34 protein-coding genes are annotated in these 24,092 nt (G+C 58.3%); 30 read left to right on the top strand and 4 right to left on the bottom strand.

Annotation, left to right across the window (positions count from 1 at the left end; genetic code table 11):
* From H0V78_01805 to H0V78_01665, 29 genes are all read left to right on the top strand, one after another.
* A partial coding sequence (locus H0V78_01805; GenBank protein MBA2350552.1) for a 50S ribosomal protein L2 occupies positions 1–185 on the top strand: 185 nt, incomplete at its 5' end.
* 39 nt (positions 186–224) lie between these two features.
* Positions 225–506 carry a 30S ribosomal protein S19 gene (gene rpsS / locus H0V78_01800; protein ID MBA2350551.1) on the top strand — a complete coding sequence of 94 codons (282 nt, stop codon included), beginning with the start codon at positions 225–227 and terminating at the stop codon, positions 504–506.
* A 33-nt stretch (positions 507–539) separates the two neighbouring features.
* The gene (rplV, locus tag H0V78_01795) at positions 540–872 is read left to right on the top strand and encodes a 50S ribosomal protein L22 (GenBank protein ID MBA2350550.1); all 333 of its coding nucleotides are present in this window, start codon (positions 540–542) and stop codon (positions 870–872) included.
* 3 nt (positions 873–875) lie between these two features.
* Positions 876–1,586 carry a 30S ribosomal protein S3 gene (gene rpsC, locus H0V78_01790; protein MBA2350549.1) on the top strand — a complete coding sequence of 237 codons (711 nt, stop codon included), beginning with the start codon at positions 876–878 and terminating at the stop codon, positions 1,584–1,586.
* Positions 1,570–1,983, top strand: coding sequence for a 50S ribosomal protein L16 (gene rplP, locus H0V78_01785; protein ID MBA2350548.1), 414 nt, complete (start codon positions 1,570–1,572; stop codon positions 1,981–1,983). Before rpsC ends, rplP begins: the two co-directional genes overlap by 17 nt.
* A 15-nt stretch (positions 1,984–1,998) precedes the next feature.
* A complete protein-coding gene (gene rpmC / locus H0V78_01780; GenBank protein MBA2350547.1) occupies positions 1,999–2,190 on the top strand; it encodes a 50S ribosomal protein L29 in 192 nt (63 codons plus the stop codon).
* Positions 2,187–2,453, top strand: a complete 267-nt coding sequence (gene rpsQ, locus H0V78_01775) for a 30S ribosomal protein S17 (protein ID MBA2350546.1) — start codon at positions 2,187–2,189, stop codon at positions 2,451–2,453. The genes rpmC and rpsQ overlap by 4 nt, the downstream gene beginning before the upstream one ends.
* A gap of 97 nt (positions 2,454–2,550) precedes the next feature.
* Positions 2,551–2,919, top strand: coding sequence for a 50S ribosomal protein L14 (rplN, locus tag H0V78_01770; protein ID MBA2350545.1), 369 nt, complete (start codon positions 2,551–2,553; stop codon positions 2,917–2,919).
* 10 nt (positions 2,920–2,929) lie between these two features.
* The gene (rplX, locus tag H0V78_01765) at positions 2,930–3,250 is read left to right on the top strand and encodes a 50S ribosomal protein L24 (GenBank protein ID MBA2350544.1); all 321 of its coding nucleotides are present in this window, start codon (positions 2,930–2,932) and stop codon (positions 3,248–3,250) included.
* Between the two features lie 8 nt (positions 3,251–3,258).
* Entirely contained in the window at positions 3,259–3,798 is a 540-nt protein-coding gene (gene rplE, locus H0V78_01760) for a 50S ribosomal protein L5 (protein ID MBA2350543.1), read from the top strand.
* Positions 3,799–3,871: 73 nt separating this feature from the next.
* Positions 3,872–4,177, top strand: coding sequence for a 30S ribosomal protein S14 (gene rpsN / locus H0V78_01755; protein MBA2350542.1), 306 nt, complete (start codon positions 3,872–3,874; stop codon positions 4,175–4,177).
* Between the two features lie 14 nt (positions 4,178–4,191).
* Positions 4,192–4,587 carry a 30S ribosomal protein S8 gene (gene rpsH, locus H0V78_01750; protein ID MBA2350541.1) on the top strand — a complete coding sequence of 132 codons (396 nt, stop codon included), beginning with the start codon at positions 4,192–4,194 and terminating at the stop codon, positions 4,585–4,587.
* An 18-nt stretch (positions 4,588–4,605) separates the two neighbouring features.
* Positions 4,606–5,139, top strand: coding sequence for a 50S ribosomal protein L6 (rplF, locus tag H0V78_01745; protein MBA2350540.1), 534 nt, complete (start codon positions 4,606–4,608; stop codon positions 5,137–5,139).
* Between the two features lie 25 nt (positions 5,140–5,164).
* On the top strand, positions 5,165–5,512 hold the full coding sequence (rplR, locus tag H0V78_01740; GenBank protein ID MBA2350539.1) for a 50S ribosomal protein L18: 348 nt from the start codon (positions 5,165–5,167) through the stop codon (positions 5,510–5,512).
* Positions 5,513–5,533: 21 nt separating this feature from the next.
* Entirely contained in the window at positions 5,534–6,040 is a 507-nt protein-coding gene (gene rpsE / locus H0V78_01735) for a 30S ribosomal protein S5 (GenBank protein ID MBA2350538.1), read from the top strand.
* A 2-nt stretch (positions 6,041–6,042) separates the two neighbouring features.
* Positions 6,043–6,234, top strand: coding sequence for a 50S ribosomal protein L30 (rpmD, locus tag H0V78_01730; GenBank protein MBA2350537.1), 192 nt, complete (start codon positions 6,043–6,045; stop codon positions 6,232–6,234).
* Entirely contained in the window at positions 6,235–6,723 is a 489-nt protein-coding gene (rplO, locus tag H0V78_01725) for a 50S ribosomal protein L15 (GenBank protein MBA2350536.1), read from the top strand.
* A gap of 2 nt (positions 6,724–6,725) precedes the next feature.
* Positions 6,726–8,051: a preprotein translocase subunit SecY gene (gene secY, locus H0V78_01720; protein MBA2350535.1), complete on the top strand. Its 1,326-nt coding sequence runs from the start codon at positions 6,726–6,728 to the stop codon at positions 8,049–8,051.
* A 36-nt stretch (positions 8,052–8,087) separates the two neighbouring features.
* Positions 8,088–8,306, top strand: coding sequence for a translation initiation factor IF-1 (infA, locus tag H0V78_01715; protein ID MBA2350534.1), 219 nt, complete (start codon positions 8,088–8,090; stop codon positions 8,304–8,306).
* Positions 8,307–8,337: 31 nt separating this feature from the next.
* Complete coding sequence (gene rpmJ, locus H0V78_01710; GenBank protein ID MBA2350533.1) at positions 8,338–8,451, top strand: 50S ribosomal protein L36; 114 nt, start codon at positions 8,338–8,340, stop codon at positions 8,449–8,451.
* Between the two features lie 92 nt (positions 8,452–8,543).
* Positions 8,544–8,906 carry a 30S ribosomal protein S13 gene (gene rpsM / locus H0V78_01705; protein MBA2350532.1) on the top strand — a complete coding sequence of 121 codons (363 nt, stop codon included), beginning with the start codon at positions 8,544–8,546 and terminating at the stop codon, positions 8,904–8,906.
* Positions 8,907–8,971: 65 nt separating this feature from the next.
* Complete coding sequence (gene rpsK, locus H0V78_01700; GenBank protein ID MBA2350531.1) at positions 8,972–9,361, top strand: 30S ribosomal protein S11; 390 nt, start codon at positions 8,972–8,974, stop codon at positions 9,359–9,361.
* 32 nt (positions 9,362–9,393) lie between these two features.
* On the top strand, positions 9,394–10,020 hold the full coding sequence (gene rpsD / locus H0V78_01695; protein ID MBA2350530.1) for a 30S ribosomal protein S4: 627 nt from the start codon (positions 9,394–9,396) through the stop codon (positions 10,018–10,020).
* An 83-nt stretch (positions 10,021–10,103) separates the two neighbouring features.
* Entirely contained in the window at positions 10,104–11,084 is a 981-nt protein-coding gene (rpoA, locus tag H0V78_01690) for a DNA-directed RNA polymerase subunit alpha (protein MBA2350529.1), read from the top strand.
* Positions 11,085–11,093: 9 nt separating this feature from the next.
* On the top strand, positions 11,094–11,501 hold the full coding sequence (gene rplQ, locus H0V78_01685; protein ID MBA2350528.1) for a 50S ribosomal protein L17: 408 nt from the start codon (positions 11,094–11,096) through the stop codon (positions 11,499–11,501).
* 124 nt (positions 11,502–11,625) lie between these two features.
* Entirely contained in the window at positions 11,626–12,165 is a 540-nt protein-coding gene (locus H0V78_01680) for a DUF488 domain-containing protein (GenBank protein MBA2350527.1), read from the top strand.
* Positions 12,166–12,273: 108 nt separating this feature from the next.
* Positions 12,274–13,518, top strand: coding sequence for a serine hydroxymethyltransferase (locus H0V78_01675; protein ID MBA2350526.1), 1,245 nt, complete (start codon positions 12,274–12,276; stop codon positions 13,516–13,518).
* A gap of 62 nt (positions 13,519–13,580) precedes the next feature.
* Positions 13,581–14,816, top strand: a complete 1,236-nt coding sequence (locus H0V78_01670) for an alanine--glyoxylate aminotransferase family protein (protein ID MBA2350525.1) — start codon at positions 13,581–13,583, stop codon at positions 14,814–14,816.
* Positions 14,817–14,826: 10 nt separating this feature from the next.
* A complete protein-coding gene (locus H0V78_01665) occupies positions 14,827–15,777 on the top strand; it encodes a D-2-hydroxyacid dehydrogenase (protein MBA2350524.1) in 951 nt (316 codons plus the stop codon).
* Between the two features lie 278 nt (positions 15,778–16,055).
* On the opposite strand, the gene H0V78_01660 is transcribed toward H0V78_01665, so the two are convergent.
* From H0V78_01660 to H0V78_01650, 3 genes are all read right to left on the bottom strand, one after another.
* A complete protein-coding gene (locus H0V78_01660) occupies positions 16,056–18,821 on the bottom strand; it encodes a phosphoenolpyruvate carboxylase (GenBank protein ID MBA2350523.1) in 2,766 nt (921 codons plus the stop codon).
* A 194-nt stretch (positions 18,822–19,015) separates the two neighbouring features.
* Positions 19,016–19,924, bottom strand: coding sequence for a succinate--CoA ligase subunit alpha (gene sucD / locus H0V78_01655; protein ID MBA2350522.1), 909 nt, complete (start codon positions 19,922–19,924; stop codon positions 19,016–19,018).
* Between the two features lie 50 nt (positions 19,925–19,974).
* Positions 19,975–21,153, bottom strand: coding sequence for a malate--CoA ligase subunit beta (locus tag H0V78_01650; GenBank protein ID MBA2350521.1), 1,179 nt, complete (start codon positions 21,151–21,153; stop codon positions 19,975–19,977).
* Between the two features lie 260 nt (positions 21,154–21,413).
* Between H0V78_01650 and H0V78_01645 the strand changes: the two genes are divergently transcribed.
* Positions 21,414–22,391 carry a CoA ester lyase gene (locus tag H0V78_01645; GenBank protein ID MBA2350520.1) on the top strand — a complete coding sequence of 326 codons (978 nt, stop codon included), beginning with the start codon at positions 21,414–21,416 and terminating at the stop codon, positions 22,389–22,391.
* Between the two features lie 81 nt (positions 22,392–22,472).
* Here the strand turns inward: H0V78_01645 and H0V78_01640 are convergent.
* The coding region (locus tag H0V78_01640) for a catalase (GenBank protein MBA2350519.1) at positions 22,473–24,092 on the bottom strand (1,620 nt) is incomplete at its 5' end.

Genomic DNA, 24,092 nt, shown 5'->3' with positions numbered 1-24,092 from the left:
GCATACGGCCGACAGTCCGCGGCGTCGCCATGAATCCGGTCGATCATCCGCATGGCGGCGGTGAGGGCAAAACTGCGGCTGGACGCGATCCGTGCAGCCCGTGGGGTACGCCTGCGAAGGGCTACCGTACCCGCCGCAACAAGCGCACCCGCAATATGATCGTGCGCCGTCGCTATGCAAGTTGAAGCAGTCGCCACGACTAGCGATTCAGACAGAGAGCCGATATGCCACGTTCAGTAAAAAAAGGTCCGTTTGCCGACGGCCATCTGATACAGAAAGTCGAAACGGCGAGAGCCGGCAATGACAAGCGGCCGATCAAGACCTGGTCGCGGCGCTCGACGGTCATGCCGGATTTCGTCGGCCTGACCATCGCCGTACACAATGGCAGGCAGCACATCCCGGTGTACATTTCCGAGAACATGGTTGGTCACAAACTCGGCGAGTTTTCGCATACGCGAACATTCAAAGGGCATTCGGCCGATAGAAAAGCCTCGGTAAAAAAATAATCGCGAATGGCTCCAGCCCCTGGATCGAAACTCATGATTAAGACATCAGCAATTTTACGCGGCGTGCGGCTTTCGGCGCAGAAAGGGCGGCTGGTCGCCGATCAGGTGCGCGGGCTGCCAGTCGACCGCGCCCTGAATGTTCTGGCTTTCAGTCCGAAAAAAGGCGCCGTCATCATACGCAAGGTGCTTGAATCGGCGATTGCCAACGCCGAACACAACGACGGCGCCGATATCGACGATCTCAGGGTCTCGACCATCTCTGTCGAACGCGGGCCGGTGATGAAGCGCTCGACCGCTCGCGCCAAAGGCCGCGGCAATCGCATCGTCAAGCCGACCTGCCATATTTTTGTGACGGTTGGAGATTAAGACATGGGACAAAAGATCAATCCAACCGGTTTTCGCTTGTCGGTACTACGCAACTGGACTTCGAAGTGGTACGCGAACAGCAGGCATTTCGCGGGTATGCTCAATGAAGATATCAAAGTCCGCGAGTTTCTGAAAAAGAAACTGGCGCATGCCGCGGTCGGCAAGGTGGTGATTGAAAGGCCGGCGAAAAACGCCCGCATCACGATATACAGCGCGCGGCCAGGTGTGGTCATAGGCAAGAAAGGCGAGGACATCGAGTCCTTGAAACAGCAACTGCAGAAACTGATGGGCGTTCCGGTTCATATCAATATCGAAGAAATCAGAAAGCCGGAAGTCGATGCGCAGTTGATAGCGGACAATATCGCCGCCCAGCTCGAAAAGCGCATCATGTTCCGTCGTGCTATGAAGCGCGCGATGACCAACGCCATGCGGCTCGGCGCGCAAGGCATCAAGATCATGAGCGCGGGCCGGCTGAATGGCATCGAGATCGCCCGCAGGGAGTGGTATCGCGAAGGCCGCGTGCCGCTGCATACGCTGCGCGCCGAGATCGACTACGGCACGGCCGAAGCCAAGACGACTTATGGCGTAATCGGCATCAAGGTCTGGGTTTTCCGCGGCGAAGTGCTGGGCAAGAACGAACAGCCGGCCATTGCGGCGCCCGAACCGGAAAGAAAGCCGCGCCGTTCTGGAGTGAAGCATGCTGCAACCAGCTAGAAGAAAATACCGGAAGGAGCAAAAGGGCCGCAACACCGGCATTGCCACGCGCGGCAACAAGGTCAGTTTCGGCGAATTCGGTCTGAAAGCGATCGGGCGTGGACGCTTGACGGCGCGTCAGATCGAAGCTGCACGGCGGGCGATGACACGCCATATCAAGCGGGGCGGGCGGATATGGATACGCATTTTTCCGGACAAGCCGATTTCGCAGAAACCAGCCGAAGTTCGCATGGGCAATGGCAAAGGCAATCCGGAATACTACGTTGCCGAAATTCAGCCGGGCAAAGTCCTGTATGAGATGGACGGTGTCGACGAAACGCTCGCGCGCGCCGCATTTCGCCTTGCAGCCGCCAAGCTGCCGATACAGACGACCTTCGTCGTCAGACAAATAGGGTGATGAGGCGGGGTAATGATGAAGGCCAGTGATTTAAGATCGAAAAGTGACGCCGAATTGCAAAACGAGCTGACCGCGCTGCTCAAGGCGCAATTCAGCTTGCGCATGCAGATCGCGACACAACAACTGACGAAAAATAGCGAGTTGCGCAAGGTTCGCCGCGATATCGCGCGTACCCGTACCGTTATGCATCAAAAGGCGCAGGCATGAACGAAACGACAGCTAAGGGCCGCATTTTGACCGGCCGCGTGGTCAGCGACAAAATGAACAAGACGGTTACGGTCGTAATCCAGCGGACGGTCAAGCATCCGCTATACGGCAAGGTTATCAACCGCTCGAAGAAATACCATGCGCACGACGAGAACAACGATTACCACCCAGGAGACCTGGTCGTCATCGAAGAATGCCGTCCGCTGGCGAAAACAAAGACATGGCGGGTTGCGAAGTTGATCGAAAAAGCGCGGCTGATCTGATGCAAAGCCTGCACGCGCGATCGTCCTGCAATCGCCTCTTCAGCGTGGCGTGGCGGTAGCGACAGGCGTGCCGAAAGTAAAGTGACGAGGTTCTGAAATGATACAGATGCAGTCGACCCTGGATGTTGCCGACAACACCGGCGCGCGTTCCGTAATGTGTATAAAAGTGTTGGGCGGGTCGAAGCGGCGCTATGCCGGGATAGGCGACGTGATCAAGGTCAGCGTGAAGGATGCAGCGCCTCGCGGCCGGGTCAAAAAAGGCGAGATTTACCATGCCGTGGTTGTACGAACCGCGAAAGGCGTGCGCCGTCCGGACGGATCCCTGGTCAAATTCGACGGCAACGCCGCGGTTTTGCTGAATGCGAAGCTGGAACCGATCGGCACGCGGATTTTCGGTCCGGTAACGCGCGAATTGCGTACCGAGCGTTTTATGAAAATCGTGTCGCTCGCGCCTGAAGTGCTCTGAAGGAAAAACGATGCGCAAGATTAAAAAGGGCGATGACGTGATCCTCGTCGCCGGCAAAGACAAGGGCAAACGCGGCACGGTACTGCGCGTGATGGCGGAAGCCGAACGCGTGCTGGTCGAGGGTGCGAACCGGGTCAAAAAGCATCAGAAGCCGAATCCGATGAAGGGTGTTACGGCCGGCATCGTCGATCAGGAAATGCCGATCCACATATCGAATGTCGCACTCTACAATCCGGCGACCCAGAAAGCCGACCGCGTTGGCATCAAGACTTTGGAGGATGGGCGCAGGGTCCGCGTGTTCCGCTCCAACGGTGAAGTCATAGACGTATAGGAATCGAAATGTCGCGCCTGCAAAATTACTACCGGGAAAATGTCGTCAAGGAATTGACCGAACGGTTCGGTTACAAGTCCGTCATGGAAGTACCTCGCCTCAAGAAAATCACGCTCAACATGGGTGTCGGCGAGGCCGTCGCCGACAAGAAGATTCTGGATAACGCGGTCGGCGATATGCAGAAGATCGCCGGTCAGAAGCCGGTGATCACAAAATCGAAAAAGTCGATTGCCGGCTTCAAGATTCGGACCGGCTATCCGATCGGCTGCATGGTCACGCTGCGCCATAGTCAGATGTACGAGTTTCTTGATCGGCTCATCTCGGTCGCCATTCCGCGCATCCGCGATTTCCGCGGGATTTCCGGCAAATCGTTCGATGGACGTGGCAATTTCAACATGGGCGTCAAAGAGCAAATCATTTTTCCCGAAATCGAATACGACAAGATCGACGCCTTGCGCGGCATGAACATCAGTATCACAACCAGCGCCAAGAATGACGAAGAAGCGCGCGCGCTACTCGCGTCGTTCAAGTTCCCGTTCAGAAATTGAAGCTATCGCGAGATGACATGGGAGCCCATTTGGTAATCAACGACGTTCGCACACTTTGTCTGGAGCTTCCTAGATGGCGAAAACCGCAGTGATCAATCGCGAGCACAAACGCCGCGCGACCGTAAAGAAATACGCTGCCAGGCGAGCTGAGTTGGTCGCCCTGATCGACAATGCAAAATTGTCCGATGAGGAACGCTATTCCGCGCGTTTGAGGTTGCAGACCCTGCCGCGCAACAGCAGCCCGGTGCGCTTGCGCAATCGCTGCGCGCTGACGGGTCGGCCGCGCGGCGTTTATCGTCGCTTCGGTCTCGGCCGCAACAAATTGCGCGAGCTTGCGCTCAATGGTGAAGTCCCGGGTGTTATCAAGGCCAGCTGGTAGGCAGGAGAAACGTAATGAGTATGAGCGACCCGATTGCCGATATGTTGACCCGCATCCGCAACGCGCAGCAGGCGGAAAAAGTATCGGTAGCGATGCCTTCAAGCCGATTGAAATCCGCAATCGCGAAGGTTTTGAAGGAAGAAGGCTACATCGAGGATTTCGCGGTTCGCGAAAATGGCGCCAAGCCGACGCTCGAAATCGCGCTGAAGTACTACGCCGGACAGCCCGTCATCGAAAAAATCGAACGCATCAGCCGGCCAGGGCTTCGCATCTACAAGACTTCCGGGGAAATTCCGCGCGTAATGAACGGTTTGGGCATCGCCGTGGTTTCAACATCGAAGGGCGTAATGACCGATAGAATGGCGCGCAGTCAGAACATCGGCGGCGAGATATTGTGCGTCGTCGCCTAATAGAGATTTAGATCAAACATGTCCAGAGTTGCGAACAACCCGGTAACCGTGCCAGCCGCGGTGGAAGTCACGACATCGGCATCGGAAATCTTGGTGAAGGGACCACTCGGCGTCCTCAAGCAAACGCTGGGGCCCGACGTTGCGATCGAGCGCGAAGGCGACACCTTGCGCTTCAAGGTCGTCAAGGAATCCCTGCATGCAATCGCCATGTCGGGCACGTTGCGCGCATTGACCGCGAATATGGTCCGCGGTGTGACCGAGGGCTTCGTTAAAAAATTGACGCTGGTCGGAGTCGGTTATCGCGCCCAGGCAAGTGGCGACACGCTGAATTTGAGTCTGGGTTTCTCGCATCCCATCGCATATAAGGTTCCGAATGGCATCAAGATCGAGACGCCGAGCCAGACCGAAATCATCATCAAGGGCATCGACAAGCAGCGCGTAGGCCAGACTGCAGCCGAAGTGCGCGCTTACCGCAAACCCGAGCCATATAAAGGCAAGGGCGTCCGCTACGCCGACGAGGTCGTCGCGTTGAAGGAAACGAAGAAGAAGTAATACGGATCAGCAAGGACCTTAGAAAATGAACAAAGCTATCGGCCGTCAGCGGCGTGCAGCGAAAACGCGCGCGCGCATCGCTGAACTGAAGGCGTTGCGGCTTTCTGTATACCGCTCAAACAATCATATCTACGCGCAAGTGATAGATGGTGTAGCAGCACATGTTTTGGCAAGCGCTTCTAGCGTCGAGGCCGACATGCGCTCATCCAAAGGCGGCAGCATTGAGGCGGCCGCGGAAGTCGGAAAACGGATTGCCGAACGCGCGAAGCAAAAGGGCGTTGAGTCGGTCGCTTTCGACCGTGGCGGCTTCAAATATCACGGCCGCGTCAAGGCATTGGCGGAAGCCGCGCGCGAACACGGGCTGAAATTCTAACGCCCACTACCAGGACTGACGATGGCAAAATTTCAGCAGGAAGAGCGCAGCGACGGGTTGCGCGAAAAAATGGTCGCGATCAATCGCGTTACGAAAGTCGTGAAAGGCGGCCGCATTCTTGGTTTCGCCGCGCTGACAGTCGTCGGCGATGGCGATGGCGGCGTCGGCATGGGCAAGGGCAAAGCGCGTGAAGTGCCTGTAGCAGTGCAGAAGGCGATGGACGAAGCGCGCCGCAAAATGGTCAAGGTCAGTCTGAAGAATGGCACGTTACACCATGCCGTTATTGGCCGGCATGGCGCAGCCAGCGTCTATATGCAGCCCGCGTCGGAAGGAACCGGGATCATCGCAGGCGGTCCCATGCGTGCGATTTTCGAAGTCATGGGCATGCACGATGTTCTGGCGAAATGCCTCGGCTCGACCAATCCCTACAACGTTGTTCGCGCGACACTGAATGGCCTTGTCGCCATGAACACGCCGTCCGATATCGCTGCCAAGCGCGGTAAGACAATAGAAGAGATAACAGGTTAGACGTGGAAAAGAGTTCCAGTAAAACGGTGAAAGTCACCTTGGTCAAGAGTGTAATCGGGACGATCGAGTCGCATCGTGCCTGTGTTCGCGGCTTGGGCCTGCGCCGCTTGAACCATACGGTTGAAATAGCCGATACGCCGGAAGTGCGCGGCATGATCAACAAGGTTCGTTACCTCGTTAAAGCAGAGGCCTGAATGCGCTTGAACCAACTGAAACCGGCTGGCGGCAGTGCGCGGCCACGGCGTCGCGTCGGCCGCGGCATCGGCAGCGGCTTGGGCAAAACCGCAGGGCGCGGACACAAGGGTCAGAAATCGCGTTCGGGCGGCTTTCATAAGGTTGGCTTTGAGGGCGGACAAATGCCGTTGCAGCGTCGCTTGCCAAAACGCGGTTTCGTCTCGTTGACGCGTACGCGTACTGCCGAGGTGAGGCTATCGGATCTGATGAAGTTGCCGCTCGACACCATCGATATCCATGCCTTGAAGCAGGCCGGTATTGTTCCCGCGTCGGCGCTTGCCGGCAAGGTTATGCTGTCCGGCAAAATCAGCAAGGCGGTGAAACTGCAGGGCTTGCTCGTGACGAAAGGCGCACGCGCTGCGATCGAAGCCGCGGGCGGATCGATCGCAGAAGCGCCAGGCGATACGGCGCCAGGCGATACGGCGCCAGGCGATACAGCGGAAGCGTAAGCATGGCAGCCAACTCTTCCGTTCTGGGCATGTCGGGCAAATTAGGCGATCTGAAACAACGATTGCTGTTTTTGCTTGGCGCACTCGTCGTTTATCGCATCGGCGCGCATATCCCCGTGCCCGGGATCGATCCGGTGCAACTCGCGGAGCTGTTCAAAAGCCAGCAGGGCGGCATCCTCGACATGTTCAACATGTTTTCCGGAGGCGCGCTGTCCCGCTTCACGATTTTCGCGCTCGGCATCATGCCGTATATTTCCGCATCCATCATCATGCAGTTGATGACCGTGGTTTCGCCGCAGCTCGAGCAGCTGAAAAAAGAAGGCGAAGCGGGCCGACGTAAAATTACGCAGTACACGCGCTACGGCACACTCGTGCTGGCGGTTTTCCAGGGCTTCGGTATTGCTGTTGCCCTTGAATCGCAGCGCGGACTGGTGCTCGATCCGGGTATCGCATTCCGGCTGGTCACCATGCTGACGCTGGTGACGGGAACGATGTTCCTGATGTGGCTGGGCGAACAGATCACTGAGCGCGGTATCGGCAACGGCATTTCGTTGATCATATTCGCGGGCATCGCTGCGGGTTTGCCGCAGGCGATAGGCGGGACTCTGGAATTGGCGCGTACCGGCGCGTTTTCGATTCCGCTGGTAATCGCCTTGTTCGTAGGGGCTGCGCTGGTGACGGCATTTGTCGTTTTTGTCGAGCGCGGGCAACGAAAAATACAAGTCAATTATGCGAAGCGCCAAGTCGGGCGCAAGATTTTCGGCGGGCAGACTTCGCATCTACCGCTGAAGCTGAACATGTCCGGCGTTATTCCGCCGATATTCGCATCGAGCATCATTTTGTTTCCAGCGACGCTGGCGGGCTGGTTCGGCTCCAGTGAAAACATGACGTGGCTCAGGGATATCGGCGGAACCTTGAGCCCCGGGCAGCCTATCTACGTCATGCTGTACGCAGCCGCCATCATATTTTTCTGCTTTTTTTACACGGCGCTCGTGTTCAATCCGAAAGATACCGCCGAGAATCTTAAAAAGAGCGGCGCTTTCGTTCCGGGCATACGGCCGGGCGAGCAAACCGCGCGTTACATCGAGCGCATCATGCTCAGGCTGACGCTCGCGGGCGCAATTTACATAACGTTCGTGTGCCTGCTACCCGAGTTTTTGATCGTCAAATACAACGTACCGTTTTATTTCGGCGGAACCAGTTTGCTGATCATCGTCGTCGTAACCATGGACTTCATGGCGCAGGTGCAGGCCTACATCATGTCCCACCAGTATGAGAGTCTGCTGAAAAAAGCGAGCTTCAAGGGCGGCGCCTTCCCGACGCGTTGATGAACCATTGGTTACGTCGACGCGGGTGTCCCGTTAATGGCTAAGGAAGACACGATACAGATGCAGGGTGAGATACTCGAAACCCTGCCGAACGCAACCTTCCGCGTCAAACTTGAAAACGGACATGTCGTGCTCGGGCATATCTCCGGAAAAATGCGTATGCACTATATCCGCATATTGCCTGGCGACAAGGTTACGGTGGAGTTGACGCCATACGATTTGAGCCGGGCGCGCATAGTGTTCCGCGCGAAATAGCGGGCGACTGGAATCAAAACAGGAGCGAGTCATGAGAGTACAGGCATCAGTCAAGAAGATTTGCCGCAAGTGCAAGATTATCCGGCGCAATCGCGTCGTCCGGGTCATTTGCACGAATCCCCGCCACAAGCAGCGGCAAGGCTAGCATCCATTATTGCTCCTTGCGCCGGTGTCAACACGGGGTTGCTTAGGTTATAATCACCGGTTAGCTTTTCAGGCCGTTTTTAGAGACATTCTATGGCGCGTATCGCAGGCGTAAACATTCCGAATCACCAGCACGCGGAGATCGCATTGACGGCAATCTTCGGCATAGGCCGCAGCCGGGCGCGCCAGATCTGTTCGGTCGCTGGCGTGAATTCAGCCGCGAAGATCAAGGATTTATCCGATGGGGATATGGATAAACTACGCGACTTGGTCGGCAAGCTCACGGTGGAAGGCGATTTGCGGCGCGAAGTGTCGATGAACATCAAGCGCCTGATGGATCTCGGATGTTATCGCGGCCTTCGCCACCGTCGCGGGCTGCCGGTACGCGGTCAACGCACTCGCACCAACGCACGCACGCGCAAAGGTCCGCGCAAAGCAGTTCGCGCAGCAAAATAACCTTGCTGCTCAAGATTCTCGGTAGCAAATCCGGTAAACAAGATTACGTGAGGAATAGGACATAAATGGTCAAACCTGTTACCCGGGTCAGAAAAAAAGTTAAAAAGAATGTCGCTGAGGGCATCGCTTATATACACGCTTCGTTCAATAACACGATCGTAACGATTACCGACCGGCAGGGTAACGCGCTGTCCTGGGCGACTTCAGGCAGCAGCGGTTTCAAGGGTTCGCGCAAGAGCACGCCTTTCGCCGCCCAAGTGGCAGCTGAGCATGCCGGAAAAGTGGCGCAGGAATTCGGCGTCAAAAATCTTGAGGTCAGAATCAAGGGCCCGGGGCCAGGCCGCGAATCGGCGGTCCGGGCATTAAATGCCGCGGGCTTCAAAATCACCAGCATTTCGGATGTGACGCCGGTTCCGCATAACGGGTGTCGCCCGCCAAAACGCCGCCGCATCTAGGCCGGCCAATTCAGATACACGGATCAGGAAATATGGCCAGGAACCTCGATGCAAGCTGTCGCAAATGCCGCCGTGAAGGCGAGAAGCTTTTTCTGAAAGGCGAGAAATGTTTTACCGATAAGTGCGCGGTCGAGCGCCGGACCTATGCGCCAGGCCAACACGGTCAGAAGAATACCCGGATGTCCGGCTATGCGGTGCAACTGCGGGAAAAGCAGAAAGTCCGCCGTATTTACGGTTTGCTCGAACGGCAGTTTCGCAACAATTACGAGGATGCGGATCGCGCGCGCGGCATCACCGGCGAAAATCTTCTGCAGATCCTTGAAAGCCGTCTGGACACGGTTTCGTATCGAATGGGTTTTGGCGCATCGCGCGCCGAGGCCCGCCAGATCGTTCGCCACAACGGTATTCTGGTGAACGGCAAGCGGGTCAATATTCCGTCTTACCAGGTTCGTCCGGGAGACGTCGTCGAAGTTGCCGAGAAATCGAAGGCGCAATTGCGCATCAAGGCAGCGGTCGAATCCGCCGTGCAGCGAGGCATCCCGGAGTGGCTGGAAGTCAGCAGCGCCGACCTGAAGGGTACGTTCAAAGCCAAACCGCAGCGCGCCGATCTGCCCGCCACGATCAATGAGTCGTTGATCGTCGAGTTGTATTCGAAGTAAAGTCCGTCCGTTTTTGATCGAATCCGGCACGTGCTCGGTACGCTGCCGGATCAACGTCTTTTTAGGAATAAAGGATGCAGGCCATGCAAAGCAGTGGTTTCCTGAAGCCGCGTATTATCGATGTGCAAAACTTTTCGCCGCGGCACGCAAAGGTCACGATGGAGCCGTTCGAACGCGGCTACGGCCATACCCTGGGCAATGCCTTGCGTCGCATCCTGCTGTCGTCCATGCCTGGGTTTGCCGCGACCGAAGTCAATATCAACGGCGTGCTGCATGAATATTCGACGCTTGACGGCGTCCAGGAAGACGTCGTCGACATTCTGCTTAATCTGAAAGGCATCGTTCTGAAGCTGCACAATCGCAGCGAGGCCATTCTTGCCCTCAAAAAGCAGGGTGAAGGCGTCGTGACTGCCAGCGATATTCAGGCCGGCCATGATGTCGAGATTGTCAATCCGGACCACGTGATCGCCCATCTCACCGCAGGCGGCAAGCTCGACATGGAAATCAAGGTCGAACACGGCCGCGGCTATCTTCCGGGCACCTCGCGTGTGCTTGGCGAGGAGACGCGCAGCATCGGCAACATCGTTCTGGATGCGTCGTTCAGCCCGGTGCGCCGCGTCAGCTACGCGGTTGAGAGTGCGAGGGTGGAGCAGCGCACGGATCTCGACAAGCTAGTAATGGATATCGAAACCAATGGCGTTATCGAGCCGGAAGAGGCGATCCGCTACGCTGCCCGCGTGCTGGTCGAGCAGTTATCCGTATTTGCCGATTTGAAGGGAACACCGACACTGATCGAGCAGCCCAAGGCGCCGCAGGTCGATCCGATTCTGCTGCGTCCGGTCGATGACCTCGAGTTGACGGTGCGCTCCGCGAATTGCCTGAAGGCCGAAAACATCTACTACATCGGCGATCTGATACAGCGCAGCGAGAACGAATTGCTGAAAACACCGAATCTCGGCCGCAAATCGCTGAATGAGATCAAGGAAGTGCTCGCGTCGCGCGGTTTGACGTTAGGCATGCGGCTGGAAAATTGGCCGCCCGCGGGTATGGAACGGCCAGTCTAGGAGACTGCAATGCGCCACCGACTGGGACTTCGTAAATTAAATCGCACCAGCAGCCACCGTTTGGCAATGCTACGCAATATGGCGAATTCGCTGCTGCGCCATGAAGTGATCAAGACGACTTTACCCAAGGCAAAAGAGTTGCGGCGGGTCGCCGAGCCCCTCATTACCCTGGGAAAAAAACCCAGTTTGGCTAATCGGCGGCTGGCGTTCAATCGGATGCGCGACCGCGACATGGTTGTCAAGCTGTTCGATGAACTTGGCCCGCGTTACGCCGCGAGAAATGGCGGATATCTGCGTATTTTGAAGTTCGGAATGCGTCAAGGCGACAATGCGCAAATGGCGCTGATCGAGTTGATGGATCGGCCTGAGCAGATCGAGGACAGCGAGAGCAAGCCAAAGGCAAAGGGCGAAGTGTGAAGCTTGCGGCCGTTTCGTTTTAAATGGGTCACAGTCAAGCCGGGGCCACCCCGGTTTTTTCTTTTGACTTGATTCTCGGGACCAGGGCCCTAATTCGAGGGCGGAATAACGCATGCCTGTTACCATTTACTCGGTCGGCCATGGCAATCGCTCGCTGCAAGAATTTATCGCGCTAATTGCTCCGATCCGCTTGCTGGTCGATGTTCGCGCTTACCCGATGTCGCGCCGCCACCCGCATTTTTCGCGCGAACCCCTCAGTAAAGCGCTTGCCGAGAACGGCATAGAATACGCGTGGCAAGGGAAAGAACTCGGCGGCTTGCGCAAACCGGGCCGGGAGTCGATGAACACCGGCCTGAACAATCTCAGCTTCAGCGCTTATGCAGACCATATGGCATCGCCGGGCTTTGCCACGACCATCGACGATCTGGTTACATCGGCAAAACATGCGCCGCTCGCCTTGATGTGCGCGGAGCGCATGCCCTGGCAATGTCATCGCTATTTGATCGCGGATTACTTGATTGTTCGCGGCCTGTCTGTTATTCATCTAATCGCGCTGGACAAGTCCCAGCCGCACCGATTGAATCCGCTGGTGCGGGTCGCCGATCGGGAATTGATCTACGACCGCGGCGTTCAAGTTGATCTGGTCCCGGACGCGGATAAATAGCGGTTATAATCACCATAAGAAACTCTGACTGGCTCGATTTTATGTCGTGAAATATGATCTCACGATTGAGTCTGCCCCCTTTGCCCCTCCACATACAACGAGAACCCCATGTTTCCCTCACCGAATTTGCAGGAAGCCGACAGCGACCTTTGGCAGGCGATGCAGCAGGAAAATCGCCGCCAGGAAGACCATGTAGAGCTCATCGCATCCGAAAATTACGTCAGTCAGAACGTGCTGAAAGCGCAGGGCTCGGTGTTAACCAATAAGTACGCCGAGGGCTATCCGGGTAAGCGGTATTATGGTGGCTGCGAGTATGTCGATATCGTTGAACAAATCGCGATCGATCGCCTGAAAGCGCTATTCAATGCCGATTACGCGAACGTGCAACCACACTCGGGTTCGCAGGCAAACCAGGCAGTCTATTTCTCAGTGCTGAAACCGGGCGATACCATTCTCGGCATGTCGCTCGCGCACGGTGGCCATTTGACCCACGGCGCTTCGGTTAATTTCAGCGGCAAGATATACAAGGCCGCAAGCTATGGCTTGCACCCCGATACCGAAGAGATCGATTACGACGAAGTCGAACGTCTCGCTCAACAGCACAAGCCGAAAATGATCGTGGCCGGCGCGTCGGCCTACTCACTTGTCATGGACTGGAAGCGGTTTCAGGAAATCGCACAAAGCGTCCACGCGTATTTGTTCGTGGACATGGCGCACTATGCCGGACTGGTGGCGGCCGGGGTCTACCCGAGCCCGATCGGAATCGCCGATTTCGTGACCAGTACCACCCACAAAACCCTGCGCGGCCCGCGCGGCGGCATCATCATGGCCAAGCCCGAACACGAAAAAGCGCTGAACTCGACGATTTTCCCGGGTATTCAGGGCGGCCCATTGATGCACGTGATTGCCGCCAAGGCGGTCGCTTTCAAGGAAGCGGGAACGCGCGAGTTCAAGCAGTACCAGGAAATGGTGCTGGCCAACGCGCGTGTGCTCGCCAAAGTGCTTCAGGAGCGCGGCCTGCGCATCGTTTCCGGCCGCACCGAATCGCATGTGTTTCTGGTCGATCTGCGCCCCAAGAAAATTACCGGCAAGGCGGCCGAAGCGGCACTCGGTCGCGCCCACATCACGGTCAACAAGAACGCGATTCCGAACGATCCGGAAAAGCCGTTTGTGACCAGCGGTATTCGCATCGGCTCGCCGGCAATGACGACACGCGGCTTCGGCGAAATCGAGGCCGAGCAGTTGGCGAATCTGATCGCCGACGTATTCGACGCCCCCGAGGACGATGCGGCGTTGAAGCGCGTGGCCACCGACGTCCAGGCGATGTGCAAGAAATTCCCGGTCTACGCGTGAGCGTGACGACCATTCGCTGAATCACGGCGTCGGCCGACGCCTCATCAATCAGGAGACTTCCTATGCCAGGCCGCAATTTTCTGTTTGTTCCCGGTCCGACCAATATGCCGGATCGCGTCATGCGTGCGATGCTCGTTGCGATGGAAGACCATCGTTCCTCGAAGTTTCCGGAATTGACCATGTCGTTGTTCGAGGACCTGAAAAAAGTCTTCAAAACGCAAAGCGGCCAGGCGTTCATTTTCCCGGCGACCGGCACCGGCGGCTGGGAAGCAGCATTGACCAACACCTTGTCGCCCGGCGATAAAGTGCTCTCGCCGCGTTTTGGCCAATTCAGCCACCTGTGGATCGACCTCGCGCAACGTATCGGCCTCGACGTCGAAGTGCTCGACGTGGAATGGGGCGAAGGCGCTCCGCCGGATCGCATCGAGCAGGTTTTGAAGGCCGACAAAGAGCACAAGATCAAGGGGGTGATGGTTGTCCATAACGAGACCGCCACCGGTGTTACCAGCGACATCGCTGCCGTCCGTCGCGCCATGGATAACGCCAAGCACCCGGCCATGCTGTACGTCGACGGCGTCAGCTCGATCGGCAGCCTGGATTTCCGCATGGACGAATGGCGCGTCGACTGCGCGGTTGCCGGCTCACAGAAAGGGCTCATGCTGCCGGCCGGTCTCGGCATCGTTTGCGCCAACCCAAAAGCGCTTGCGGCGCAAGGGCAAGCCAAATGCCGCCGCGTGTTCTTCGATTTCGGCGACATGATCAAGGCCAATGCGACCGGCTACTTCCCGTACACCCCGTCGCTGCCGTTGCTGTACGGGCTGCGCGAATCGCTGGACGTGATTTTCGAGGAGGGCTTGGAAGAAATTTTCGCACGCCATCATCGTCTCGCCGGTGGTGTGCGCGCCGCAGTCGAGGCGTGGGGCCTGAAACTGTGCGCAAAAGAGCCGAAATGGTATTCGGATACGGTCAGCGCAATCATGGTGCCCGAAGGCATCAATGGGGCGCATGTGATCGATGTCGCTTTCCGCCGTTACAATCTTGCGCTCGGCGCCGGGCTGTCGAAAGTCGCCGGCAAGTTGTTCCGCATCGGCCATCTCGGCGATCTGAACGAACTGATGGTGCTCGGCGCAATTGCCGGCTCAGAGATGGCAATGGCCGATGTTGGCATCAAGGTCAAGCTCGGCAGCGGCGTTGGCGCGGCCGCGCAGTTCTACCGCAGCACGGATCCGGTGCCCAAGAAAAAAGTCAGCCGCAAGGAAGTTGAGTACGCCTCGCATTCCACTGGCAGCATCACCTGAGCGGGCGGATATGGCGCAACATCACGTCGTTTTTCTCGATCGCGCCTCGGTCAAGGCGAATGTGCGTCGTCCGACGTTCGACCATCGCTGGGAAGAGCATGAAAAAACCACTGCCGATGAAGTGTTGGCAAGGCTAAGCGATGCGACTATCGCGCTCGTCAACAAAGTGCCTATGCGCGGCATTACGCTGGCGAAGTTGCCCAAGTTGAAAATGATTGCAGTCGCGGCCACCGGGACCGACAACGTCGATCTCGAATACTGCAAAAAGAATGGCATCGCGGTCGCCAACATCCGCAACTACGCGGTGCATACCGTTCCCGAGCACGCGTTTTCGATGATACTCGCGCTGCGCCGCAATCTGCTCGCGTATCAGCAGGACGTGCAGAAGGGTTTGTGGCAGCAGTCGGATCAGTTCTGCCTGTTCACCCATCCGATCGGCGATTTGTTCGGCAGCACGCTCGGCGTTATCGGTGAGGGTCAGTTGGGGCAAGGGACCGCGAAAGTCGCGCGCGGGTTCGGCATGAACGTGCTGTTTGCCGACCACGAACCGCCGAAGGCGCCAGATGTCGAGTTCACGCCGCTCGACGAAGTGCTGGCGCGGAGCGATGTAATTTCCTTGCATATGCCGCTCCTGGCTTCGACACGAAATCTGATCGGCGACGCGCAGTTTCGCAAAATGAAACGCAGCGCGATCCTGATTAACACGGCGCGCGGTGGTCTGGTCGATGAACTGGCGCTGGTCAAAGCGCTGAAAGAAGGTCTGATCGCCGGCGCGGGCTTCGACGTGCTGACCAAAGAGCCGCCAAAGGAAGGCAATCCGCTGCTTGATCTTCGCCACCCGAATTTCATCCTGACGCCGCACGTGGCCTGGGCATCTGATGGCGCCATGCAGTTTCTGGCCGAGCAGTTGATCGACAACGTTGAGGCGTGGGTCAGCGGCAAGCCGCAGCACCTGATGTGAATAGACGCCACACGCACGACGACACACGCACGACGAAAAGATATTGGGCAGCTACATCAAGCTGCCCCAAGATAAAGAAAAACGGCAAGGAGCACGCCAGACTCGTTCCTTGCCGCTTTTTTACTTCCGAAGCAAAACCTGACGGTTGGAGATTGCCGCGTCGGCTGTGCCTCCTCGCAATGAGAGTGTCATTGCGAGCGCATGCGAAGCGATCCGGTTTATCCTTGGCTTAAAAGTGCTTTGGTCTGCCCGAACAACAGCGCGGCCGCATGCATGAATTACCCGGTAGCGCCGCCCCCGGTTGCGATGCAGTTGATCGACAGCAGCAGCGCGGCCTGGTAGTCGGCCTTCTTTTTTTCATCCGTTTCCGCGCGGAAGCGGCGCAGCAATTCGACCTGTTCGTAATTGACCTGATTCATGGTCTTCAGGCGGCGAGCCAACCGGCCCCCGAATAATGGGAAGCGCTCGCCGATCTTCGCTGCGACCGTGATCAGCAGGATCTGTTCGATGGTCAGCGCGAATTCGCGTTCGATCATGCCGAAAAACTCGTCGCGCACCTTGCTGTCTTCAACCAGCCTTGCATATTCGCGCACGATGGAAAGATCGATCTGCAGCAGTTGCTTCTCGACTTCGTCGATGACCAGCCGGAACAGGCGCGATGCTTCGAACATCCGCCGCAACAACAGAAGCCCGCGCTCGCCGCGCACCGCAAGGAAAGCCTGGATGCCGCTGCCGACGCCGTACCAGCCGGGGATCAGATGGCGATTTTGCGCCCACGCGAAGACCCATGGGATGGCGCGCAAATCGGCCAGACTTTTGGCGCCGAAGCGCCGCGCCGGGCGCGAACCGATGTTGAGCAAGCCAATTTCCTCAAGCGGGCTCGCCGCCTGGAAATAGGCAAGAAGATCGGGATGCTGCGTGAACTTGCGGTAAGCAGCGTGCGCGGCGCCGGAAAGCGCTTCCATGGCTTCGTCGAATTCGGCGGTCGGCGCCAGCTCCTGTTCACGCTCGGATATCAAAGTGTGTTCGACGATGCTGGCCGCCAGCAACTCGATCTGATAGGCGGCCGTACCGCGGTTTGCGTATTTGAACGAGACGACCTCGCCTTGCTCGGTGACCCGAAAGCGTCCATGAACCGAACCGGCCGGCTGAGCTGCGATCGCGCGCCCGGTGGGTGCGCCGCCACGCCCGACCGATCCACCGCGGCCATGGAAAAACGAGATCGGCACCCCAATGTCGGCACCGAGGCGCGTCAACTTGATCTGCGCTTTCGACAGCTCCCAGTTTGAAGTCAGGAAACCGCCGTCCTTGTTCGAATCGGAATAGCCGATCATCACTTCGTGTACGCCGCCTTGCGCGTTGACGCTGCGCCGCACGACCGGCACGCCCAGAAGTTCGCGCATGATCGCCGGCGCGCTGCGCAGATCACCGATGGTTTCGAACAGCGGGACGATAGGCAGCACACAGCGCTCGATGCCGGCAGTATCGGCGAACAATCCCGCAATCTTGGCCAGCACGTACACGCCGAGAATATCAGCCGGAGAACTGGTCATGCTGAGAATGAAGCTGCCGAAAGCTTCGCGGTCGACGCTTTCTCTGAGTTCGGCGGCAAGCCGGAACATGCCCAGCGTTTCCGCCTCCGTCGCGGGCAAATCAGGCGCCTTGTCGGCAGCCGTCAACGGCCGCGCGAGTTCGTCGAGCAGCCAGTTTTTCCATTCCTGGCTGTCCGCGGCGGCAGGTTCCGACATGCCGTTTCTGCTCCGCCAAAGTGCCGCGAGCGCCTGATTGGTGCGAGTGGAATTTTCGCGCAAGTCGAGCCGCACAGTGCTGAAGCGGAACGTCTGCACTTCGCGCCGCAGCGGAAGAACCAGCGCGCGCGCCAAATCTGTGCGCGTGCTTTCGGCGAGCCCTTGCTCGAGAGATGCGAGGTCGGCGATAAATTCGTCGGCTGTGCCATAGCGAGCCTTCGCGGGCGCTTGCGCGGGATTGCTCTCGAGCGTGGCATCGAGCTTGTTCGACATGCAAACGAGAAACTGGCGAAAAAGCTCGCCGGGATTGCGGCTGACGATACCATCGCCATCTCTGGCTTCCGCCAATGCCTGCGCCAGTCTGTCGCGGAATTCCACAGATATGCGCGCGGCATTTTCGGTAATCGACAGCATCCGGGCGATTTCCGCGAGGCGCTCGCCATAACGCCGCAGGCTTGCCAGTCGATTTTGCGCCAATGCGCCGCGCGTTACTTCGTTGGTCACGAACGGATTGCCGTCGCGATCGCCGCCGATCCACGCGCCATACTGGAAAAACGGCGGGATGTCGAAGCGTTCACCCGGGTAGTTTTGCTGTAACGCGCGCTCGAGCTTGTCGAGCAGTTCCGGCGTGGCGTCGAACAGGTTTTCCCTGAAGAAATACAAACCGCTGGCGACTTCCTGTGCGACGGTCGGTTTTGCCAGACGCAATTCGCCGGTCAGCCAGAGCAGTTCGATCTCGTTACGCACGGCGTCGATCAGCGCTTTACGTTCGCGTTCGGTCCAGCGCGGCGATTCGAGCTCGAGAAGTTGCAGATAAATCTTGCGATGCTTTTCCAGCACCGTGACGCGTTTGGCTTCGGTCGGATGAGCCGTGATGACCGGACGAACGCGCAGGGCGGGCAGTAACGCGCGCAGCTCATCGGCGGAGATGCCGGCTTTGCGCGCGCCGGCAATGACATTCGCAAACGTTCCACGCACATGATCGTAACCGCGCTCGCGTTCGATTTCGCGCCGTTGCCTCATGGCAGCGCGTTGTTCGGAGAGGCTCAGCAACTGTAACCAGATGCCTTGCGCCTGCAAGGTGCGCGCAAGAGCTTCGGGGGCGGCCGCGCTGAAGTCGCTGCTCGGCCCGCCGCCTTTCAGCGCCGCTTCGATATCGGGCTGATGGCGGCGTACCACATCGGTCAGCAAGGTAAACAGCAGATCGGCCGATTCCGGAATATCGATGCGGCTATCGGGGAGGTCACTCATCAGAAGCGAAGCATTGCCAAGTGAGGTGTTTGTAAATAAAGTCATAAGTCTGGGACAATCCGTAGCTCAGGGTGCCGAAGGCTCCCTGACCGCATCGGTGCACAATCTTTTGTCAGGGGGCTTGCGCACCTTGACCTACGCTTACTACGTTTTTCAACAGCCTGCCAAGCGAACGATACGGAAAAAAGCAAGCCGACGCGTCGGCTTGCCTCGTACATCATCCGGATGTGCGCGAGATGCTACGCCGCGGCAGCGCGACTCTTCTTGCTCGCCATGGCCCTCGCGGCCGTCTCGCCAAGCTCGGCAGCACTGGGTGCAACGAACAAGCCGTACGACTTCATGATTTCGGCTTTCTCGGCTGCGCTATCCCCGCTGGTCGAGATGATCGCGCCAGCGTGGCCCATGCGGCGCCCTTTCGGCGCCGTCACCCCGGCGACATAACCGATGACGGGCTTGCTCATGTTTTCCTTGACCCACTTGGCGGCTTCGGCTTCCTGCGGTCCGCCGATCTCGCCGATCATCATAACGGCTTCGGTCTCCGGATCCTGCTCGAACAATACGAGATGGTCGAGGAACGAGCTGCCGTTGATCGGGTCGCCGCCGATGCCGACGCTGGTCGTGACGCCGAGGCCGACTATCTCGAGCTGCGCTGCTGCTTCATATCCCAAAGTGCCAGAGCGCGAAACGATGCCGACCTTGCCCTGCTTGTAAATATGACCCGGCATGATGCCGAGCATGGCTTTGCCGGCGCTGATGATGCCGGCGCAATTCGGGCCGACCAGCATGGTGCGTTTTTCTTTCGGGTAGCGCATCAGGTAGCGCTTGACGCGCATCATGTCCTGCGCCGGGATGCCGTCGGTGATGGAGCAGACGAGCCGGATGCCGGCGTCGGCCGCTTCCATGATCGAATCGGCGCAGAATGCCGGGGGCACGAAGGTGATGCTGGTCGTAGCACCGGTCTGTTTGACAGCTTCTTTGACCGTGTTGAAAACAGGTAGCCCGAGATGCTCGCGGCCGCCTTTGCCGGGCGTCACGCCTCCCACGACTTTGGTCCCGTACGCAATCATTTCCTTCGCGTGAAAGGTTCCCTTGTCGCCGGTGAAACCCTGGATCAGGACAGGTGTATTTCCGTCTATCAATATGCTCATGGCGTGAAGTCTCGCTTATTCGTTAACGTTTGCGTGGATGCGGCGCCGAATCATGCCGCTGCCGCGTAGGCTTTCTGGGCTGCTACCGACTTTTCGGCGGCTTCCTTCAGCGTATGGGCGCTGATGATCGGCAGGCCGCTTTCGGCGATGATCTTCTGCCCGGCTTCGACATTGGTGCCGGCGAGGCGAACGATCAGCGGCACCTTGAGATCGACTTCGCGCGCGGCTTGCACAACGCCTTCGGCAACCCAGTCGCAGCGGTTGATGCCGGCAAAAATATTGACGAGGATCGCGCCGACGTTCTTGTCGGAAAGAACCAGACGGAATGCCGCCGCAACGCGCTCGGCCGAAGCGCCGCCGCCGACGTCGAGGAAGTTGGCCGGCTCGCCGCCCGCATGCTTGATCGTATCCATGGTCGCCATGGCCAGGCCAGCGCCGTTGATGATGCAGCCGATCGTGCCATCGAGGCCGACATAGTTCAGACCATGCTGCCCGGCCACCACCTCGCGCGGATCTTCTTCGCCGGGGTCGCGCATCTCCGCGATGTTGCGGCGGCGGAACAGCGCGTTGTCGTCGAACGACATCTTTGCATCGAGCGCGAGTACGCGTTCGTCTTCAGTAACGACCAGCGGATTGATTTCGACCATGGTGGCATCGAGATCGCGGAAGGCGCGATAGGCGGCCATGATCGCGGTGACGGCGCGGCTGACTTGCTTCAATGTCAGGCCCAGGCCAAACGCGATTTCACGCGCCTGAAACTGCTGCAAGCCGACCGCCGGATCGACGGTTTCCTGCAGGATTTTTTCCGGATGGTTTTTAGCGATTTCCTCGATTTCCATACCGCCTTCGGAAGATGCGATGACGCGCACGCGCTCGGTTTTGCGATCGAGCACAAAGCCCAGGTAAAGCTCGCGTACGAACGGATCGGCGACTTCGACATAAACGCGGTGGACGATTTTCCCTTCCGGGCCGGTCTGATTCGTGATCAGCTTTTTGCCGAGCAATTCGGCCGCGGCCTGCCGCACCTCGTGATATGTTTTGCACAGCTTGATGCCGCCCGCCTTGCCGCGGCCGCCGGAGTGAATCTGCGCCTTGACTACCCAGCGCCATCCGCCGACTTCCGACGCGCAATAGGCGGCCTGGTCGGGGCTGTAAACGACACCGCCGCGCGGCACCGGCACGCCGAAACTGCTCAATAATTCTTTTGCCTGATATTCATGAATGTCCATGCGGGTTCCCGTTAACAGTGAGGGTGTTGAAAGCTGAGAGGTGCTGCTGCGATGCTGCCTGGCGCCGTGGGCCCGGTACTTGATAGCGCAGGCCTGAGACCCTGGGGCAGGCCTGAGACCCTGGGGCAGGCCTGAGACCCGATTATCGGCGCATGCAGTCGCCTTTTCAAATGCGGATTTCTGATGGTACCCATAAATTTTTTCTACCGATGGAATCGCTACACGCGCTAAGATGTTAGACTTTCCACGAGGAGGACGACATGAGCTTTACCATTATCGAGCAATCCACACCCAGATTACACCGTTCCGAACTCGCCGTACCCGGAACCAACACGGCTTTATTCGACAAAGCCGCGAAATCGGCCGCCGACATTATTTTTCTCGATCTCGAAGACGCCGTTGCTCCGGACGATAAAGCGCAGGCGCGCAAAAACATCGTGCAGGGTCTGAACGACATGGATTGGGGAACCAAGACCGTGATGATCCGCATCAACGGCCTCGACACCCATTACATGTATCGCGACGTTGTCGATATCGTCGAAAATTGTCCGCGCCTCGACATGATTCTGATTCCGAAAGCTGGCGTCGCCGCTGACGTCTATGCCGTCGATATGCTGGTCACGCAAATCGAAAATGCCAAGAAGCGCACCAAACGCATTGGCTTCGAAGTGCTGATCGAAACAGCACTCGGCATGGCCAACGTCGAAGCGATTGCGACTTCGAGCAAACGGCTGGAAGCGATGTCGTTCGGCGTTGCCGACTATGCAGCTTCAACGCGCGCGCGCACCACGGTGATCGGCGGCGTCAACAAGGATTCAGGTGTACTGACCGACAAGGACGACAAAGGCAATCGCGAGTATTTCTGGTCCGATCCCTGGCACGCCGCGCAAACGCGCATGATGGTCGCGTGCCGCGCCTATGGTTTGCGGCCGATCGACGGTCCGTTCGGCGACTTCAACGATCCGGACGGATTTATTTCCGCCGCCAACCGCTGCGCCGTTCTGGGCTACGAAGGCAAGTGGGCGATCCATCCTTCGCAAATAGAACTCGCCAACCAAGTCTTCACGCCGTCCGATGCCGAAGTCACGAAAGCGCGCCGTGTGGTGGAAGCGATGGCGCAAGCCGCCAAAGAAGGCAAGGGCGCGGTGTCGCTCGACGGTCGTCTGATCGATATCGCCAGCATCCGCATGGCTGAAGCGCTGCTGAAGAAAGCTGATGCGACCAGAAAAGCGGCTTGATGCCACATCAATCTCTGAAACAGCATGGGCACGAAAGCTGTGCCCATGCTGTTTCCCTCGCCTGTCTGTGACAAGCCGGTACTAAACGACCGGCGGATCCGTCTCGCGCTCGAAATGCCGGTGTTTGCCGAGAGCCAGGATGAAGTCATCGATCGCCTCATCAACATCGTCGGACGAAGCCAACACGAGGCCGGGGTCGGCTTCACCGGACGGCAATTTAACGAAGACGCCCGCGCCCTCCAGCAGATCAGACGAGGCGCCAAGGGCCAGAATCGGTTTGCAATGCCGGTACTGATCCTTGATGTAATCCATGACGTGACCGTCGGTCGCTAGCGCTTTCAAGTCGTTTCCATCGGGTAATACCAGCGCGTCGAACAACACCGGCGGTGCTGCTTCCAGCGAGGTTTCTACACTGATCTCGGCGCCCTGTGTCTGTACGACGCCGAGTTTTTTGCCGACGAAGCGCGGTGTCGCGCCGGCTTCGGCCAAAGCCTGGTAAACAGCCAGCAGAGAGTCGCCTGCAACACCTTCGCCTACGATAACAGCGACGCGCCGCGTGCGGACGCTGCCATCGCCCGGCCGGAACATCAGCGACAGCGCGGGCGATGCTTCGACTTCAGGCGCGGCAGGATTTTCGAGCGCTTTCGGCATCGGCTCGGGAACTTCCATACCGAGACCGTCGGCGATTCGCCCGACGAGTTCATCGTCGACATTCGCGAGCATAGAGAGGATGCGTTCTCGAACGGCATTGGTCTGCACGCGCGTGAGTTCGAAACGGAACGCCGCGACGATGTGTGCTTTTTCCGGCGCCGACTGACTGTTCCAGAAAAGCCGCGCCTGCGTGAAATGGTCGGCGAACTTTTCCGGCTTGGCGCGCACCTTGTCTTCCTGCATCGGCTGCGGGAACGACATGAAGCCCTTCACGCCGGCCTGGAACGGGCAGCCGCCGCCGAGCGAGTTGGGCTCGTAGGCGACGCGGCCGCGCGGGATGCCCATCTGATGAAAGCCGTCGCGCTGGTTGTTGTGCACCTGCGCCACTGACGCGTTGATCGGAATCTGATTGAAGTTCGGGCCGCCGAGCCGCGTCAACTGCGTGTCGTGATAGCTGAAGTTGCGTCCTTGCAGCAACGGATCGTTGCTGAAATCGATTCCGGGCACGACATGCTGCGTGCAGAACGCGACCTGCTCGGTCTCGGCGAAGAAGTTGTCGGGGTTGCGATTGAGCACCATGCGCCCGACCGGTCGCAGCGGCACCAGTTCTTCGGGCACGATCTTAGTTGCATCGAGCACGTCGAAGCTGAAGCTTTCGGCCTGCTCCTCGGTGAAGATTTGCAACTGCATTTCCCACTCGGGGAAGGCGCCGGACTCGATGGCTTCCCACAGATCGCGGCGATGAAAATCGGAATCAGCGCCGCTCAACTTGACCGCCTCGTCCCACACCACTGAATGCGTGCCGGCAACCGGGTTCCAGTGAAACTTGACGAACACCGACGCGCCCTGCGCATTGACCAGCCGGAAGGTGTGTATGCCGAAGCCCTGCATCATGCGGTAGCTGCGCGGAATCGCTCGGTCGCTCATGACCCACATCAGCATGTGCGTGATCTCGGGCATCAGGCCGGCGAAATCCCAGAACGTATCGTGTGCGGAGCCCGCTTGGGGCATGCCGTGGTGCGGCTCCGGCTTGACCGCGTGCACGAGGTC

This window comes from Burkholderiales bacterium, assembly GCA_013695435.1.
Taxonomy (GTDB): domain Bacteria; phylum Pseudomonadota; class Gammaproteobacteria; order Burkholderiales; family JACMKV01; genus JACMKV01.
This window is presented reverse-complemented; position numbering and strand designations above follow the sequence as displayed.